Origin of the sequence: Thermaerobacillus caldiproteolyticus, from assembly GCF_013761245.1 — a bacterium.
Taxonomy (GTDB): Bacteria; Bacillota; Bacilli; order Bacillales; family Anoxybacillaceae; genus Thermaerobacillus; species Thermaerobacillus caldiproteolyticus.
In genome coordinates this window covers 271,829-287,036 of the sequence record NZ_JACDUT010000003.1, presented here as the reverse complement: position 1 = coordinate 287,036, position 15,208 = coordinate 271,829, and the positions used below count along the sequence as shown (strand labels likewise).

The following is a 15,208-nucleotide window of genomic DNA, read 5'->3' as shown; positions in this document are numbered from 1 at the left end:
GTTTTACACTCTCATCCTTTAACTAACGCCTTCATTTTATTCCTACTTCCCCATAGCCAACATGGCTCGTCTTACAAAAGCTGCGAATTCGGCTCGCGTCGTCTGTTCATTCGGGCGGAAATAGCCGCTCGCTTTGGTCACTTGATTGGCCTTTAATGTGGCGATATATGGATGCGACCATCGGGATAGAGCTACATCTTGAAAGTTGATGTCTTCCTCTCCGGTTAGCTGATACGCTTTTACTAAAATTTTTGCCATTTGCTCTCGTGTTAATGGCGCGTTCGGATAAAAGCGACCATTCGAACCACTAAAAATTCCTTCGTCAATAACTGTGGCAACGATGTCATATCCGTCTCGCCCTTGTTTTACATCCGCAAGTTTTGGATTCGGCCGATTTTTTGTAGATAATCCAAGTGAACGAACAATCATTGTTGCCGCTTGTAAACGTGTCACTGGGGCATTTGGTTTAAATGTTTGATTCTGCTCTGGTTTAATAACCCCTAAACTGGCTAGCACATCGATATCTTTTTTCGCCCAGTGATTGTTAGGAATATCTTTAAACGGTGCGAAATCAAGGATCGTCGCTTTGCTTCGACTATTTTTGATAGAAATGACTTTTGTCACTCCAGCAATTTTCAGTCCATCTTTACTTTTTCTTCCTGCATGATAATATGCAACTAACTGATAGTTTCCAGTTGGTAAATTTTTGGGTAGTATGAGTTGAAATTTTTCAGGGTAGCTTTTTCCTTTTGGTACTAGGCCAACAACATATTTTTCATAAGATGTTTTCACATTTCCTGAAGGATCGAGCAATTCGACTCTCATTGTGCCGCGTGATACCACGTTCCCTTCATTGTTTGCTGTCATCGTTCCATAGACGACATAATCATTCGCTCGTGGATACGCCTTAACATCAGTTAATGAAACGGTGACACTTCGATCAATCGGATGGGAAGTCGTCAACGGTTGTGATGTCCATTGAATGGCCTCGTCGATTAGCACTTTCAACTCCTCACCGCCTTTTAGCCCTTGCCACGCCTCTCCTTGTATTTCGTTTTTACCAAGCGGATTCGTCATATCCCACTCGTTCGACAAAGAAGTATCGACGCTTATATAGTTTAGAAGTTGAAACCCGAACCAAACCGCCTTTCCGCGTCCATACTCAATGGCATACGCAGCTCCTGTGTTGGCAGGAGTATGCTTCGGCACGTTAGAGTATCCGATTGTCTCATAATATAAAATTGGAGTAACATAACTGTTTGGGTACGGATGAATAACCTCAATCCATTCCGGACCATATTGATGGTAACGACTATTTTTTAGAACGAGCTTTGACGTTCCGAGTCGCTGAAGTGCTTTCTTTACAATCGGGTGATTATTAGTGCTTGCCACTGTGTAATTACCAATCTTTACATCATTAATAAACGCAGACTGAAATAATTCACTGAGATTATCCCACTCCCATATCCATGTTTCTGTATCATAGATGATTGGAGTTAAATCTAAATCGGTTGTTTTATACGGGAAGCGAGCACTGTCGTTTCTCGCCATGGCAAAGGCAAAAATGGCTCCTCCACCGTTTTTTATATATTCTTTTACCGCTTGCCGCTGTTCTTTTGACATCATCACCGTATTGGGAAAGAAAAGTGTATCGTATTTCGCTAACTTAGCAGGGTCTTTTAATTGGGCATCATCGACATATTCCACTTTATACCCAAGACTCTCTAGCAATAACTTTGCTTTAATCCGTTTATTTTTAATGGAAGATCCCAAGGGTTTCTCCGCAATGCTTTTTCCATTATAGGTTCCGCCTTTTCGTTCGATAAACGCGTACTTTTCGCTTAGTTCGGAAACAACGACCCCAACTACTCCCTTCCCCTTCTCCTCTGCTTGCACCTTTGTAATATGAACAAAAGCGAATGAAATGAAAGCGACAAGTACGGTGCTCAAAATCACATTCATTGATTTCAATACAATCCCCTCCCTCATGGTCATCTATTCTTTATATCGGTTGAAGCAGAACATGTTTAAATCAGGAATTTTGTCTATGTAATGGAAATGAAAACTTCCAAGAGCATTGCAAATCGGCATTTTAACATTCCAAAAAAGTTCTTCATTTCAAAAACATGACGAATTTTTATGGAAAGGGACTATCATTCTATAAAAACGCAGAAAGGAGAGCAGCCCATCTTTTACAGGGAAAACTCTCCTTTTTTCGACAAACTTCGAGATGGCCGCAGTGGATCGAGCCTTCGAAAATAGACATGTATGAAAAATGCTTATGCAGAGAATAAAAAGAAACCGATTAGCCATGTTCTGCAAAAGGAAGAGTCTAAACTCGAAGCAGTAAAAAGAAGACTTTCTTCATTTCTCATACGCGTTCATCCAAATTAAAATTTATTACATTAATGTTATATATTTTGTTATTTTAAGCTATTTGGTTTTTGTTTATACTAAATTAGTATTATTTTGCTATGGGGGTTATTCTATGAAAAAATTGATTTCTTTTACTATTGCGGCATCTCTTGCAATCGCCACATTGCCTGCTTCTGCTTTTGCGATTAATTCCAATGATCCTGAGCTCCAAAGCTACCTAAACGAGATCGGCATGACACAAGAAGAACTGGAAGAATATTTGAGCTATGATGGCTATACATTGGAGGATTTTAAAGATGTTGACGATCTTCGCAACGAGCTTGGCGATATATTGACAGAAGAAAATTTAGAACTATTACTTAAAAATTACGGCTTAACAAAAAATGAATTAAAGCAACTTCTTATCGATAACGGTGAACTAGAACCAAACGAAGAAATTACGGAAGCGTTTAAGTTTTATAACGACTTAGAGGAATACCTCGACTTTCTTCTCGAACAATCAGATTCAACACCGATTACCGAAGAAACGCTTTCCGATTTCTTACAAAAGCGCAATATGACGAAAGAACAATTACTCGCACTTCTTAACAGCCATAATGAATCATTAGAAGATTACAGCTCCATTGGCGAATTGGCTGATGCTGTTGATTATTATCAAAGCTTAACTCCTCTTACGGAAGAAACATTGAACGAACTTTTAGACACACTCGGACTTACACGACAACAATTGGAAGAATTGCTTGTGGCAAATAACGATTCTTTAGACAACTATGCGACAGTAGAAGAACTATCAGAAGCCATTGTCAATTATATGCTTCCTGATTTTGAAGAACTTGGTCTAACAGACGCTGAACTTGAAAAATTGTATAATCACTTCCATTCACTTAATATAGAAGATCCACAATTCGCAAGCCGAATAGAAGAACTCGGAAAGCGGCTTGAAGCCATTAGTTCGTATGATTTTGAAGGGGCAAAAGAATTGTCTCCAGCACAAATAGCGGAAATTGCTGATGTGATGCATGATATACTTGATATTTTCCAATTAGACGTGAAATTTTATTTGACGAAAAATGGGGAGAAAAAGCCATTAAGTCTATCCACGCTGTTAACGATGGAGTCAACAAACGGCTATGACCTCTTGATCGAAATTTATAACAAACAAGGCGAACTGCTTGCCGACTTCACGTTGACGGCAGACATGTTCAACGCTGATTTATTTGAAGACGTAGGCGAAGATTTAGAGAACATCGGAAAAGTCGCAAAGATTGAGAAAAACGCAACACCAAAACCGGTAAAAAGAACGGTGAAAGAAGCAAAACTTCCAAAAACAGCTTCTCCATATGCAACAAATATGCTTATGGGCGTTGTATTCATCGCTGCGGGAGCGTTTCTATTCCGAGCGAGAAAAATATTAGGGGCAAAAAAATAAATGCAAAAGCAACGAATCGTTCGCCTTCTTGGCATTGTCTTGATGGCAGTTGGCTTCGCTCTCGTCTTGCTCAACGGCTACAAATATGAAAAAGGGATCAACGCCGCAAAGCCGTTGCCAAAGGAGACAGCAACAAAAGCAACATCTACACCGACAAAGACTGCTGCAGCGATTTATCCGCGCCAACCAAAACTGGGCGAAAATATTGGGGAGCTCATCATTCCGAAGCTGAACGCCAGTCTTCCGATTTATCATGGCACCAATGAAGATGAGTTAGAAAAAGGAGTCGGTCATTACGCTGGAAGCGTCCTACCGGGAGAGCCAGATAACTGCGTCCTTGCCGGACATCGGGACACCGTCTTTCGCAAACTGGGCGAGGTAGGAAAAGGAGACTTGCTGATTGTCAAAACAGTCGCTGGAGAGTTTACCTATAAAGTTCGCAAAGTGCGAATTGTAGATGCCGATGACAGAACCGTGATTGTGCCAAAGCCAAAAGCCACTTTAACGGTATCCACGTGTTATCCATTTCACTACATAGGCGCGGCACCAAAGCGGTATATCCTCATCGCTAACTTAGTGAAGGTGAGGAATTGATATCTGCTTATCCCTTCACTCTCTATGAATTTAACTAAAACCTATTTCATTTCCATCAAAAATCCGGCTACATGCAAAAAGGGGCTGACCCAAAAGTATACATCACTTTTTGGGTTCATCCCCTTTCTTCCTTTTTTTCAATTACAAGAAATATAGTGATTAATTAGCAATTGGCTGTACCGCCAGTTTCAGCTCACAATGACCACCTTGATTTGTACCTTCGTGAGGCTACGAAAACAAAATCGCCGGAACGTCCGATTGCCTTTGAATTAATCGAACATATTTTCAAATCCGTTTCGGGGTGAGTTCCTTTCCACTACCTATCCAAAGACGCTCTTTTTCATATAACGGAACATCCCGAACGAACAATGCAGCAAATTTGATCTCTTCCGCTGTATGATCCCACAGCCTCGTTTCATTGGACAAGGCTTTAAATACTCCAAAAGTTCCATTGCTACCTCCAAGTTCGTCATTCCATCGTATTTTTTAATATTACATTATTTAAGTTTGTTCAGGAATCACTTAAGCAAGTATTATACTCAAAAAAGACGCACCAATTCGACTATGTTGGGCTTCACACAGAATGGCAAAATTCAGCCCTTAGAACTTAAAGAAAGTCAAATGATTTTTTAAGGTCCCGTCGTTTTTCTGAGCAGCAGAAATGAAGAACATTACAAAAAAGAAGTCATAAAATTGCGCCTCAGGGGAATTGGAGAGATGAAACAGCGGTTCTAAACAGGGGAATAATGAAGGAAATATCTATTCAGAGATGTCTATTTCACATCGCCTTTCTTTGGCAAGTCCCGGTTGTTAACCCATTTGCTTGTAATTTAAAACTGAAGCTTACAATACTCTCTTAGCACCGATAAAATTTTTCCTCCAATATGAATTTAACTCTGTGATGGTTACTTTTTTTCCTTGGCGGTACGTATGAAGCATTTGATTATTTCCTATATAGATCCCAACATGTCCAATTTTAGCAATTCCGTTTCTTTTCTTCCTTTTTTTCGTCGTAAAGAACAATAAGTCCCCCTTCTGAATCTGGTGTAAAGGAACCGGGGTACCTACTAAAAATTGTTGCCGGGAGTTTCTAGGAAGAGAAATGCCATTCACACCAAAAACGTACTGTGTAAACGAACTGCAATCAAACATATCTGTTCGATAAGATGGAGCATTAAATACATAAGGTGTTCCTAAATATCGTCGACCTGTCAAAATAATTTGATCCGCCAGCATATGAATCTCCCTCTTTACATAATCGCTATAATCCATAACATTCCGATTTCCTGTCATTTGATTGGACAAGTGTTTCATAAAAAGCACCTATTTTTAAATGGGAATCAAAGGAGATATAATAACTCGGGCGGTGGCAGGTACTAAGTCAAGCATTTGCAGGGAAAAAGAACCCGCATCATTGTATAATAAGCAATGATACGAGTTCTAAAAGTCAAGAATGGATGGATTTTGTATTAATAAAAAGAAAACTTAGTCGTTGGAAATAATGACTTTTAATGCTTTTTCTTTTGCTGCATTGCCAAATACCTCATACGCTTTCCTAATATCTGAAAAGGCAAAGCGATGAGTAATTAATTGTTCCGGCTGCAATTTTTTGGCCTCAACAGTTTTTAATAACATTGGTGTAGAAGTTGTGTTGACAAGACCGGTTGTTAACGTAATGTTACGTATCCATAATTTTTCAATATGAAACTCAACACTTTTTCCATGAACACCTACATTGGCTATATGGCCGCCTGGTTTTATAATTTCTTGGCAAATGTCAAACGTTACAGGAATTCCGACGGCTTCCATCGCGACGTCTACACCTTTCCCGTCGGTCAATTCCATAATTTTTTCAACTGCCTTACCGTCACCGCTATTAACCACTTGAGTTGCACCAAATTTTTTCGCAACTTCTAAACGGTTATCGTCTAAATCAACCATGATGATCTCTGCAGGTGAATAAAATTGGGCGGTTAATAGAGCTGCCATGCCTACGGGGCCAGCTCCGATAATGGCAACGGTTTGTCCCGGCTGAACCTTTCCGTTTAGCACGCCAATTTCAAAACCTGTTGGAAGAATATCACTAAGCATAACGAGAGCCTCTTCATCTACGCCGTCCGGGATTGGGTAAAGACTGTTGTCTGCATACGGAATTCTTACATACTCTGCTTGGGTTCCGTCAATTAAGTGCCCTAATATCCATCCTCCATCTTCACAATGAGCATACAAACCTTTTTTGCAATTTTCGCATCTTCCGCAGGAGGTAATACAAGAAATCAGCACTCTGTCGCCTTTTTTGAAATTTTTCACACCGGAACCAACCTCTTCGATAATCCCTACACCTTCATGGCCTAAAATTCGCCCTTCTTCTACAGTAGGAACATCTCCGGAAAGAATATGTAAATCCGTTCCGCAAATCGTTGTTTTTGTAATTTTAACAATTACATCTGTCTCCTTTTCAATTTTCGGTTTTGGTTTTTCCATTACTTCTTTTTTTCCTGCTCCCAAATATGTAAGAGCTTTCATTTTTGGTTCCTCCTTAGAGAAAAGTTATTATCTTTTCAATTTTCGTTTTACAGAAAATGGACTGCATGTTTCAACATACCAAACATACCATATATCAAGTTTTTGCTTTTTTTCCTTTCTATATACCTTCTTTTCCTTCTTCGCTAAAAAGAGCGAAATCGATTCAATACCTCAATATACATCAATGGCTGTCTCCCCGCCTGTTACTGCGCGTATTCCAACGCTTTTTCATCAAGCATTTTCGTCTGTGCTCGTTTTGCTTAATTTAAGTCTTATCAGGCACGCCCTTCTCATCTTGATAACTGTTTCACGAAAAGATAAGAAGACAAAAGGAATAAGAGCGGTTTCCCCCTGATTCCTTCTACTCTAACTGATTTTATACTGTCTACTTTTAGGATCGCATGCACAGGTATCTATCCCATTGGTTAAACATGTCGGAATTTCAAACTGAATTTATATATGTGAATATGCTGGAAAAAATGATATAATTTGTATTGATAGATTACCAATATAAGGAGGTGTAAAACTTGATTACTAAAATCTATGTCGTGACGAAATCCATCGCCCGCAACATGCTGTAATCATTGCGATGGCTAGATTTTAGTAATCAGGATGGAGATGCTTGCCAAAACCAAAAAAATATATGCAATACTTTCCATCTTGTTTTTGCTAGTTTCCTATGTATTCTCTCCTGCTTATGCCGTGAAGGCCTCTGAGAATACCAATGAAACTAGTACCTATGTCCAAATTTCACAAGACACCGCACCGGTGAAAAACGCTGAAACAGCTGAAGTCATCGGAGAATTAACAAAAGGTTTGATATTGAAGGCAGCCAAACTGGAAGGAGACCGCGTGTATTTTCAGTGGGGAAAAGAACTCGCTTACATAGATGCTACCAATACACAAACGGTCGATCCTTCTCAGCCGTTTGAAGCTTATTCATACGATGCAAACGATTCAACCATTCCATATATACAAACAAAAGAGAAAACAGTGATTCGATCACAGGCCAATGATATCATCGGATATTTCATAGAAGGAAGTCAATATCCGATTTTCCGTGAGTTAGAAAACTCTTTCGAAATTATCATCGGAAATCAATTGGCTTATATAGAAAAATCCCCTGCCATTACGGTTGTGCAAAACGAGGAGACAAATCCGGCAAGCACAGAGAACAAGCTGAATCCTCAAACCAATGCAACGAATCAAGTTGATTCCACATCAAATCAGCAATCGAATGCCACTGAAGCAACACAACCATCGACAACAATCCGTGCATCGATTGCATCCATTAAACAAAAAAAAACTGCTACGTTTACTGCAAGTACGAAGTATTTTAAAGTGACAACCGATAAATTAGCAATCTACGATAACAGCACAGGAAAACTTGTTCAAGTCGGTTCTCTCGAAAAAGGGCAAGAATTTCCAAGAGTAAAAGATTACGGGAATTGGCACCAAATCAAGTATGGTAAAGGCTACGGATTTGTCTGGAAAGCGGCAACAGAGCCTTCTAACGGTGCAACGATTCGAAATATCAATTCTCTCGCCCCGTCTGGGAAAACATTCACCACCATCGCCGATGTTCCGGTATATGATAATTCATCTGGCCGGCTAGTAAAGTTTGCAACGATTCAAAAAGGAGTTAGCTATCCAATCTTAAAAGATTACGGAAACTGGTATGCAGTGGATGTATCAGGACGGACAGGTTATGTTCATAAAAATGGAGTAAAATTACCATTCAAAACTACAGATCGCTATTTTGAAGTGATTGAAGATCGTGTGCCAATCTATGATAATCGTTCAGGAAAATTAGTGCCGATCGCATACTTAGAAAAAGGACAAGTGTTCTCTAGATTGCATGATATCGGGAATTGGCACATGGTGAGATATGGCCAGGAATTGGGTTATGTTTGGAAAGAAGCAACAAGACCGCCACTTCGAATTAATATCAAAAATGAACATAATAACGATCCTTATCCAACAAACCAAACCTTTTTCACATTATCTGATACGCCCGTTTATGATGACTCAAACGGTGCTCCAGTCCAAATTGCGACCATTAAGCCCAAGGTCATCTATTCGATCTTCCGGGAAGAAAGCGACACTTTTGTCATCAACATCGCTGGACGTATCGGGTATGTGTTAAAGGACAACACTCAAATCCGTCCAACTATCCGTTATACGTCATATTACTTACACCTTGAAACAGCACTAACTACCCAAATGTCAACCAATCCGCAAACGGATTTATATCAAAATAACAAATCTTATGTACATTCTAATTATATCCAAGTTCAGCAACCAAATAGATTTCCAACAAAAGGAACTGTCACCGCTAAAACATTAAATGTCCATGAAGGAACAGGAACCACGTATTGGGTAGTAGGAACGCTGAAACAGGGAGACGTTGTCGATGTTGTAGGTAAAGTAGGGAAATGGTATGAAATTAAGTTTGGTCCTTGGAAAAACGCGAAACGGGAAGATGTGCAAGCATACCTTGATCCTGAACGAGTCAGCCGAAGCAGCAAGGAATTCTTCCAATTCCTTGTTTTATCAGAAAATGCAGGTGTCCCAGTAAATGATTTAAATAATAAAATTTTAGCCAATAAAGGGATTCTTGCGGGAAAAGGACAAGCTTTTATCGATGCTGGGGTGAAATATCATATTAATGAGATTTACTTAATTTCTCAAGCCTTATCAGAAACAAGAAATGGAACTTCGGAATTGGCTAATGGTGTATTAGTAGACACGGTGGACGGGAAGCCTGTCGAACCAAAAAAAGTATACAATATGTATGGAATTGGTACTAATAACAACTGTCCAATTCAATGCGGTGCTGAATATGCCTATAAACAAGGCTGGTTTACGCCGGAGGCTGCTATTATCGGCGGGGCGGAATATATCGCTAACCAATATATTAACAACCCTGCCTATAAACAAGACACGCTTTACAAAATGAGATGGAATCCGGCTAACCCTGGAATTCATCAACGTGCGACAGACATCGGCTGGGCATTCAAACAAGCCCGCAACTTGAGTCAGCTATATGATCTGTTGGACCATTATACCTTAACATTTGATGTTCCTTTCTATAGAATACATCTCGACGATTACTGAGAATCGAACACAAATATGATATTTTTGATTATGAACAAACTAATGATGGAAAACAAGAAACGAGCCCGAATGTGATTGTCGATTTCTTCGAAAATCTATCGGGTGCGCCGAGTCATCTTGACAACAGTTCCTTCACTGATGGCGCACCCCAATACATCCTCTATGATTTCTTGTTGTTCGTTCAAATGAACTAGTAGTAATGCAAGTATACCGTCAAGGCTGTCATCATCCCCCACTGCATATGATTCGTCACAAGAAAGAAAACTCCGTTTAGTCAGAATAATGGCAATGAGGGCATGATTTGACTTCTCGTCCTTGTTGTTTCACTTTAGTTACTGTCTACTAGTGATGAACCGTCTCTAAAACAGTGACTCAAACGCCCAACGGTTGAGTCACTGTTGTTTTTCTCACGTAATCGTTCAGCATCTGCAAATATGAAACATTTACTATTCGATAAATGCTGTAGAATAAAAGCACGGGAAGATTTTGCTCGATAAGCCGGTTGCCTTTGATTCCAACTGATCCTTTTTTATCTAACTTGATTTCCGACAAATAATGTCACATTAAACCTTTCAAATATAACATTTGAAAAGTCGCTTCTTTCATTTATAAGTTATCGCTAGTTTTCGATATAAAAATTTAGCTGAACTGAACTTTTACACCACTTGAATAAGAGAGGTTTGTAATCAACGGTAATAACATAGTTCTTACGCTAATTTGGGGAGATGATTTTCTATATAACTACGTGGATATAATAGAATATCATAAAAATAAAGAGGTTCGTAACGATGATTAACCTTTCTCGGTTTCCTCTTGATTCAACTATTGAGTTACTAGATGTGTCTGATTTCGATGATAGTTTACGTTTAACAAAAAGCAACAGAACGTCCTTCTCCCTGCCTGTCATCATGTTTCCTCTCGCCCGCATAGTCGGTATACACGTGTGATTCAAGATCTTCCTATCGCTGATCAGCCTGTTCGACTCCCGCTTATTTCTCGAAAATGGTTTTGTGATGATTCTTCCTGTTCCGTTAAAGTGTTTACAGAGCGTTATGACTGGCTGGTGCCGCATGGCCGCGACTCAATACAGCAGTTCCTCCGCTTCATTTAGCTTTTCTTCATAGCGGCGGAGCCAATGAAGAAGCTCGTCTCTGAGTTCATGGATGGCATCAGATCCGATTCCGGGAATCTCCATCACGAGAGAGGGGAGTTCCCAGGAAAGCGAGGTTCTCGCACGCTGGCAGGCGTCTTCCGCATCGGGGACATGCTCAGCTACCGTTTCCAGCTCTTCCGGATTGACTCAAATCGTCGTCATTGCAGCTTCTCTTATCTTGTGCCAATTTGGGGGATTTTCCTGCTTCGCTATTAAAAAGGATCATCCGTAATGATGGACGTATACGTTACTTCAATGTGTAATATTATTACATTATCTTATTAAAGCGGTTAAACAAATAAAAATCCCAGACGAGTAATTACTCGTTTGGGATGGGCTATAGGAGTATCAATCATCGCCGTACATAAGGTCATCTAACAACTCATTTTGAGCTTGAATTTCTTTAAATCTGTTTAACCTGTTCATTAAATACTTAATAGAAACTTCCTTATCACTCGATATTTCCTCTTCGTAAATTTTTATCTTCACTCCATTATTTGTTAAATCAGTAATGAGTTTCTCAAGTTTGGCGTCATCATCCTCATTTTTGAATAAGTCACATTCAAAAATGGGACTACTATTCTCTATTCTATTTTTTATATCACCAAGACCTAAGTTAGTATATTTTTTTACCATCGCCAAATGCTTTGTTTGAACAGTATTTTTGTCTAGTAATACTAGTATTTTTGACAATTAAATAACCTCCTTTCAATATCAACGATTAAAAATCATTTGGAATTGAATCGTTTATTGGTCTTCTAGGAAGACTATCTCGATAATTACCACCATGCCAACGATACAAGTGTTCTCTAAAAGTAACTGGATAAATAATTTCCCCTTTGTCAGCTATTTGTGGATACTTAGAAGCACTATATGCATGATGACCAATTATAGGCTTTCCATTGTGTTTTGGTATATTTCCATTCAAAATGTCTTTGATTTGTTCTGGCGCCCAATTTATAGTCGGATTACCGTTCATTACCCGAACTTTTTCTTGTTCCCAAAAATTATCTACACCCCTATCCCTTCTTCTTTTAAACCTCTTGCTCCATTCCAATTGTTTCCATTCTTCTCGTGTTATTGTTCTATTTTTGACCTTTTCATTTAATATCTTCATTTTCTTACTACCCATAATCTTATACGGTGTTTCCCTTGGGGTTAAATCCAAATTTTTTGCTCTTTCTGCTATGATATCAGCCTCATTTTTTACTACCCTATCGCCTACAGCATTTCCCTTATCCACCACACCATCCACCGCTTGACTCATCGAAAAGCGCACCGAGTTGGCGGATTCATCCACGATTCCTATCATCTGTCCATTTGACACCGCTCCAACTCCATCGACGGCTAGCCGCGATCCCTGTAGGACAGAGCCAACATTTTCGCGGAAGTTCTCCCATTGCTTTTTGAACGACCGGATTGTTTCGGTGATTGGCCCTTTGATGACTTGGTGATAGATCGTTTGGAAGAACGGTTTGATTTTATTATAATTGAGGACGTTTTTCGTTTGCGAGACCAATTTGGAAACATCCACCGCTGTTTCCGCCGCTTTCGCTCCTTTGATCGCGGCTTTACCGGCGACGCCTGCTCCTTTGACCAGAGGAACAAAAGAAGCCAATAACATTCCTCCCGCAACCAAGCGGTCCCATCCTGAAATCCGTTCTCCAGTCACTGGATCGTATTCTCCGAACAATCGCTGCACATCGTACCAGCCAAGAAGCTCTAAACCGAATTCCTTCATGTTGTCAGCAAGCGTTTGGTCTGCCTGTCTGATTGCCGCTGCCGTCCGATACAACAGTTCCTCCGCTTCATTCAGCTTTTCTTCATATCGCTGGAGCCAATGAAGGAGTTCGTCTGTAAGCTCATGGATGACGGCAGAGCCGATACCGGGAATCTCCATGGCTAGAGAGGGAAGTTCCCAAGAAAGAGAGGTTCGCGCACGCTGGCAGGCATCTTCTGCATAGGGGACATACTTTGCTACCGTTTCCAGCTCTTCCGGCTTGACCCGAATCGTCAGTATTATAGCTCCACTATCTTTCGCTAATTTAGGCGATTTCCTTTCTCATTTCATAAAAAAGAGTACCTGCACAGAGTAAATATGAAAATTGGCTCAATTTCAGAAAACAGACCCAAAATAATTTGAAAAAAATACCCGAAATTAATATGCTAATTTAAATTAGGGTTATATTTGTTAGTAACGGAGAAAGTGGCTTATTAGGCACTGATATCCTCCGCCAAAAAAGAAACCTTGAAAGGCATAAAGCCCATCAAGGCTGAAAATAGAAGTAATCTAACAACTAATATAGATAATGTTTACTGAACATTGATTGATCAAGTTAAGATATATTCTAAATATTTATTCTATGGGTCCCATAAATTGGGTGATTAAATAAATATGTTCAATCAGTTTAATCTTTTTCAAGTTCTCTACTTTTTCTGGTCCACCTAATCCAAGAAGAGGTACGTAGCCAAAACATTCATCAAACTCTGGTTCCCCATATCTCTTAACCGCCTCTGGATAAGGAAACCAATTTAATTCCTCATCTAAAAAGGCCTCATCGTTTAAATCCTCAAAGAAAAAATCAAATCCAGCTGAAATAACATGTACCTCATTTTTTCTAAAGTTCAACAGGTTTAAATATCTCCCCTTTTCCCAAACGATTATATCTCCCATTGATGTAGCGAACAACGGAATGGCTTCTTGATATCGTATATATACGTCTTCTAAAAGATCTTGAAATTTATCAGGATTCACTATTTTTAGATAACCTTGTAAAATACTACCAAAACCATATTGTTCCCAAATGTCAACAACTTCTGAGGAAATTCTTTCTTTATACTTCTCAACTGTTGATATGGAGACTTTCTCTTCTAATTTAAAATGATTAAATATATTTTGTGTATCTCCCATTAATAAGTCACCTCAATATTTAAAAGGGCAACTCTCTTTCTTCTTGAGTCATTATTTTCGCAATATCTCTAATTGGTGGCCACTGACGATTTTTCAATTTTTTAAAGCTGATGGCAATCATAAAATAGGGCATCTTTTTTAACTCCTGTTGTGCGTACGTTATAACTTAAAAAATTATCATGTAGAAGTTTCTTGGGTTATGTATATATTGTACCACAAGCGGTTTATTCGGCATTCCATACACCAAAAAATCCCCCTGAGTAGATAATCCTCAGGGGTAAAATATTTGTTATTTATCATTCATATCTTGCCATATCAATACGCCATTCTCTAAAAAAATTTTACTTGGTTTATTTTGTTTTGATACTTCTAATAAAGTATTTTCGCTTAAAACCCTACCGGACGGATTATTCTCAATGGACAAGATTTTTAAAGCACAAGCAAAGTATTCATCGTAGTCCTCATCTTCTAATTCCAGCCCATTGTCTGTTTCATAAATAGTATCTAATAAACCTTTAATACGCAATCCATCTTTCCACTCTATTATCAGTTTGGTTCCATTGGGATAATGATTTAACACCTTGATAAATTCATCCATTTTTCTTTCTCCCCATTCTATGGTCTTGCAAGAACAATATGTGCACCGTTCTTCGAATAATGGATATTGTCATTTTCAGCTCGTCTGAATTGACTCACTACTTCCGAACATCATCAGCCATCTTTAGGCTTTTGCTTGGTATAGATACGAGGAAGTGATAGGTTCGACACCTACTATTGCAACAATAAAAACCTTGAAAGAATGATATACACCCTTTCAAAGTTTTTCATGTTTAATGAAAATATGTTAGTCCAATTTTATAAAATCTACTTCTGCAGCTTGAACGGTAAGAATTTTCACATCTTCTTCACCTTTCAAAACAAATTTAACCGTTTCATTATTCATTTCACTCGATAAAAGTTCTACTTCTAAAATATCATCGTAATCTACTAGTGTATTTGGAATAGCCTCAAACTTTGATACTCCTTTAAAAACTAATTTATATTTTGCCATCTCGGGTTCTGTATCTCTGTATCTGTATAAAATTTTTGCTTCCAATTACAT

General features: G+C 38.9%; 13 protein-coding genes and 1 pseudogene. 4 read left to right on the top strand and 10 right to left on the bottom strand.

The features are described 5' to 3' along the window. Window positions 1-42 precede the first annotated feature (42 nt). Window positions 43-1,962, bottom strand: coding sequence for an S-layer homology domain-containing protein (locus tag HNR31_RS06680; RefSeq protein WP_181555545.1), 1,920 nt, complete (start codon window positions 1,960-1,962; stop codon window positions 43-45). Between the two features lie 526 nt (window positions 1,963-2,488). Here HNR31_RS06680 and HNR31_RS06675 point away from each other — a divergent pair. After that, window positions 2,489-3,805: a processed acidic surface protein gene (locus HNR31_RS06675; RefSeq protein WP_181555476.1), complete on the top strand. Its 1,317-nt coding sequence runs from the start codon at window positions 2,489-2,491 to the stop codon at window positions 3,803-3,805. Beyond that, entirely contained in the window at window positions 3,806-4,399 is a 594-nt protein-coding gene (locus HNR31_RS06670; protein ID WP_181555475.1) for a class D sortase, read from the top strand. 285 nt (window positions 4,400-4,684) lie between these two features. Here HNR31_RS06670 and HNR31_RS06665 read toward each other — a convergent pair whose 3' ends face one another. The 3 genes from HNR31_RS06665 to HNR31_RS06655 all read right to left on the bottom strand — a co-directional run bounded on the left by HNR31_RS06665 (window position 4,685) and on the right by HNR31_RS06655 (window position 6,925). Further along, window positions 4,685-4,825, bottom strand: coding sequence for a hypothetical protein (locus tag HNR31_RS06665; RefSeq protein WP_181555474.1), 141 nt, complete (start codon window positions 4,823-4,825; stop codon window positions 4,685-4,687). Window positions 4,826-5,242: 417 nt separating this feature from the next. Further along, window positions 5,243-5,713, bottom strand: a complete 471-nt coding sequence (locus HNR31_RS06660; protein ID WP_220129426.1) for a C40 family peptidase — start codon at window positions 5,711-5,713, stop codon at window positions 5,243-5,245. 171 nt (window positions 5,714-5,884) lie between these two features. Beyond that, window positions 5,885-6,925, bottom strand: a complete 1,041-nt coding sequence (locus HNR31_RS06655) for a zinc-dependent alcohol dehydrogenase family protein (protein WP_181555472.1) — start codon at window positions 6,923-6,925, stop codon at window positions 5,885-5,887. A 768-nt stretch (window positions 6,926-7,693) separates the two neighbouring features. Between HNR31_RS06655 and HNR31_RS06650 the strand changes: the two genes are divergently transcribed. Both HNR31_RS06650 and HNR31_RS19240 read left to right on the top strand, forming a co-directional pair. Continuing rightward, complete coding sequence (locus HNR31_RS06650) at window positions 7,694-10,042, top strand: N-acetylglucosaminidase (RefSeq protein WP_309505629.1); 2,349 nt, start codon at window positions 7,694-7,696, stop codon at window positions 10,040-10,042. A gap of 943 nt (window positions 10,043-10,985) precedes the next feature. After that, complete coding sequence (locus HNR31_RS19240) at window positions 10,986-11,153, top strand: hypothetical protein (protein WP_374058291.1); 168 nt, start codon at window positions 10,986-10,988, stop codon at window positions 11,151-11,153. Here the strand turns inward: HNR31_RS19240 and HNR31_RS18605 are convergent. From HNR31_RS18605 to HNR31_RS18600, 6 genes and pseudogenes are all read right to left on the bottom strand, one after another. Then, window positions 11,127-11,327 (bottom strand): annotated as a pseudogene (locus HNR31_RS18605) (pre-toxin TG domain-containing protein); the annotation flags it as partial. The gene HNR31_RS19240 and the pseudogene HNR31_RS18605 sit on opposite strands and share 27 nt — an antisense overlap. 216 nt (window positions 11,328-11,543) lie before the next feature. Continuing rightward, window positions 11,544-11,888: a hypothetical protein gene (locus HNR31_RS06640; protein ID WP_064551988.1), complete on the bottom strand. Its 345-nt coding sequence runs from the start codon at window positions 11,886-11,888 to the stop codon at window positions 11,544-11,546. A gap of 28 nt (window positions 11,889-11,916) precedes the next feature. Next, a complete protein-coding gene (locus tag HNR31_RS06635; protein ID WP_181555544.1) occupies window positions 11,917-13,215 on the bottom strand; it encodes a pre-toxin TG domain-containing protein in 1,299 nt (432 codons plus the stop codon). A 336-nt stretch (window positions 13,216-13,551) separates the two neighbouring features. Beyond that, on the bottom strand, window positions 13,552-14,106 hold the full coding sequence (locus tag HNR31_RS06630; protein WP_181555470.1) for a T6SS immunity protein Tdi1 domain-containing protein: 555 nt from the start codon (window positions 14,104-14,106) through the stop codon (window positions 13,552-13,554). Window positions 14,107-14,395: 289 nt separating this feature from the next. Further along, on the bottom strand, window positions 14,396-14,704 hold the full coding sequence (locus tag HNR31_RS06625) for a hypothetical protein (RefSeq protein WP_181555469.1): 309 nt from the start codon (window positions 14,702-14,704) through the stop codon (window positions 14,396-14,398). Between the two features lie 246 nt (window positions 14,705-14,950). Then, window positions 14,951-15,157 (bottom strand): hypothetical protein, encoded by a 207-nt coding sequence (locus HNR31_RS18600; RefSeq protein WP_258561024.1) that lies wholly within the window; start codon window positions 15,155-15,157, stop codon window positions 14,951-14,953. Between the last annotated feature and the right edge of the window lie 51 nt (window positions 15,158-15,208).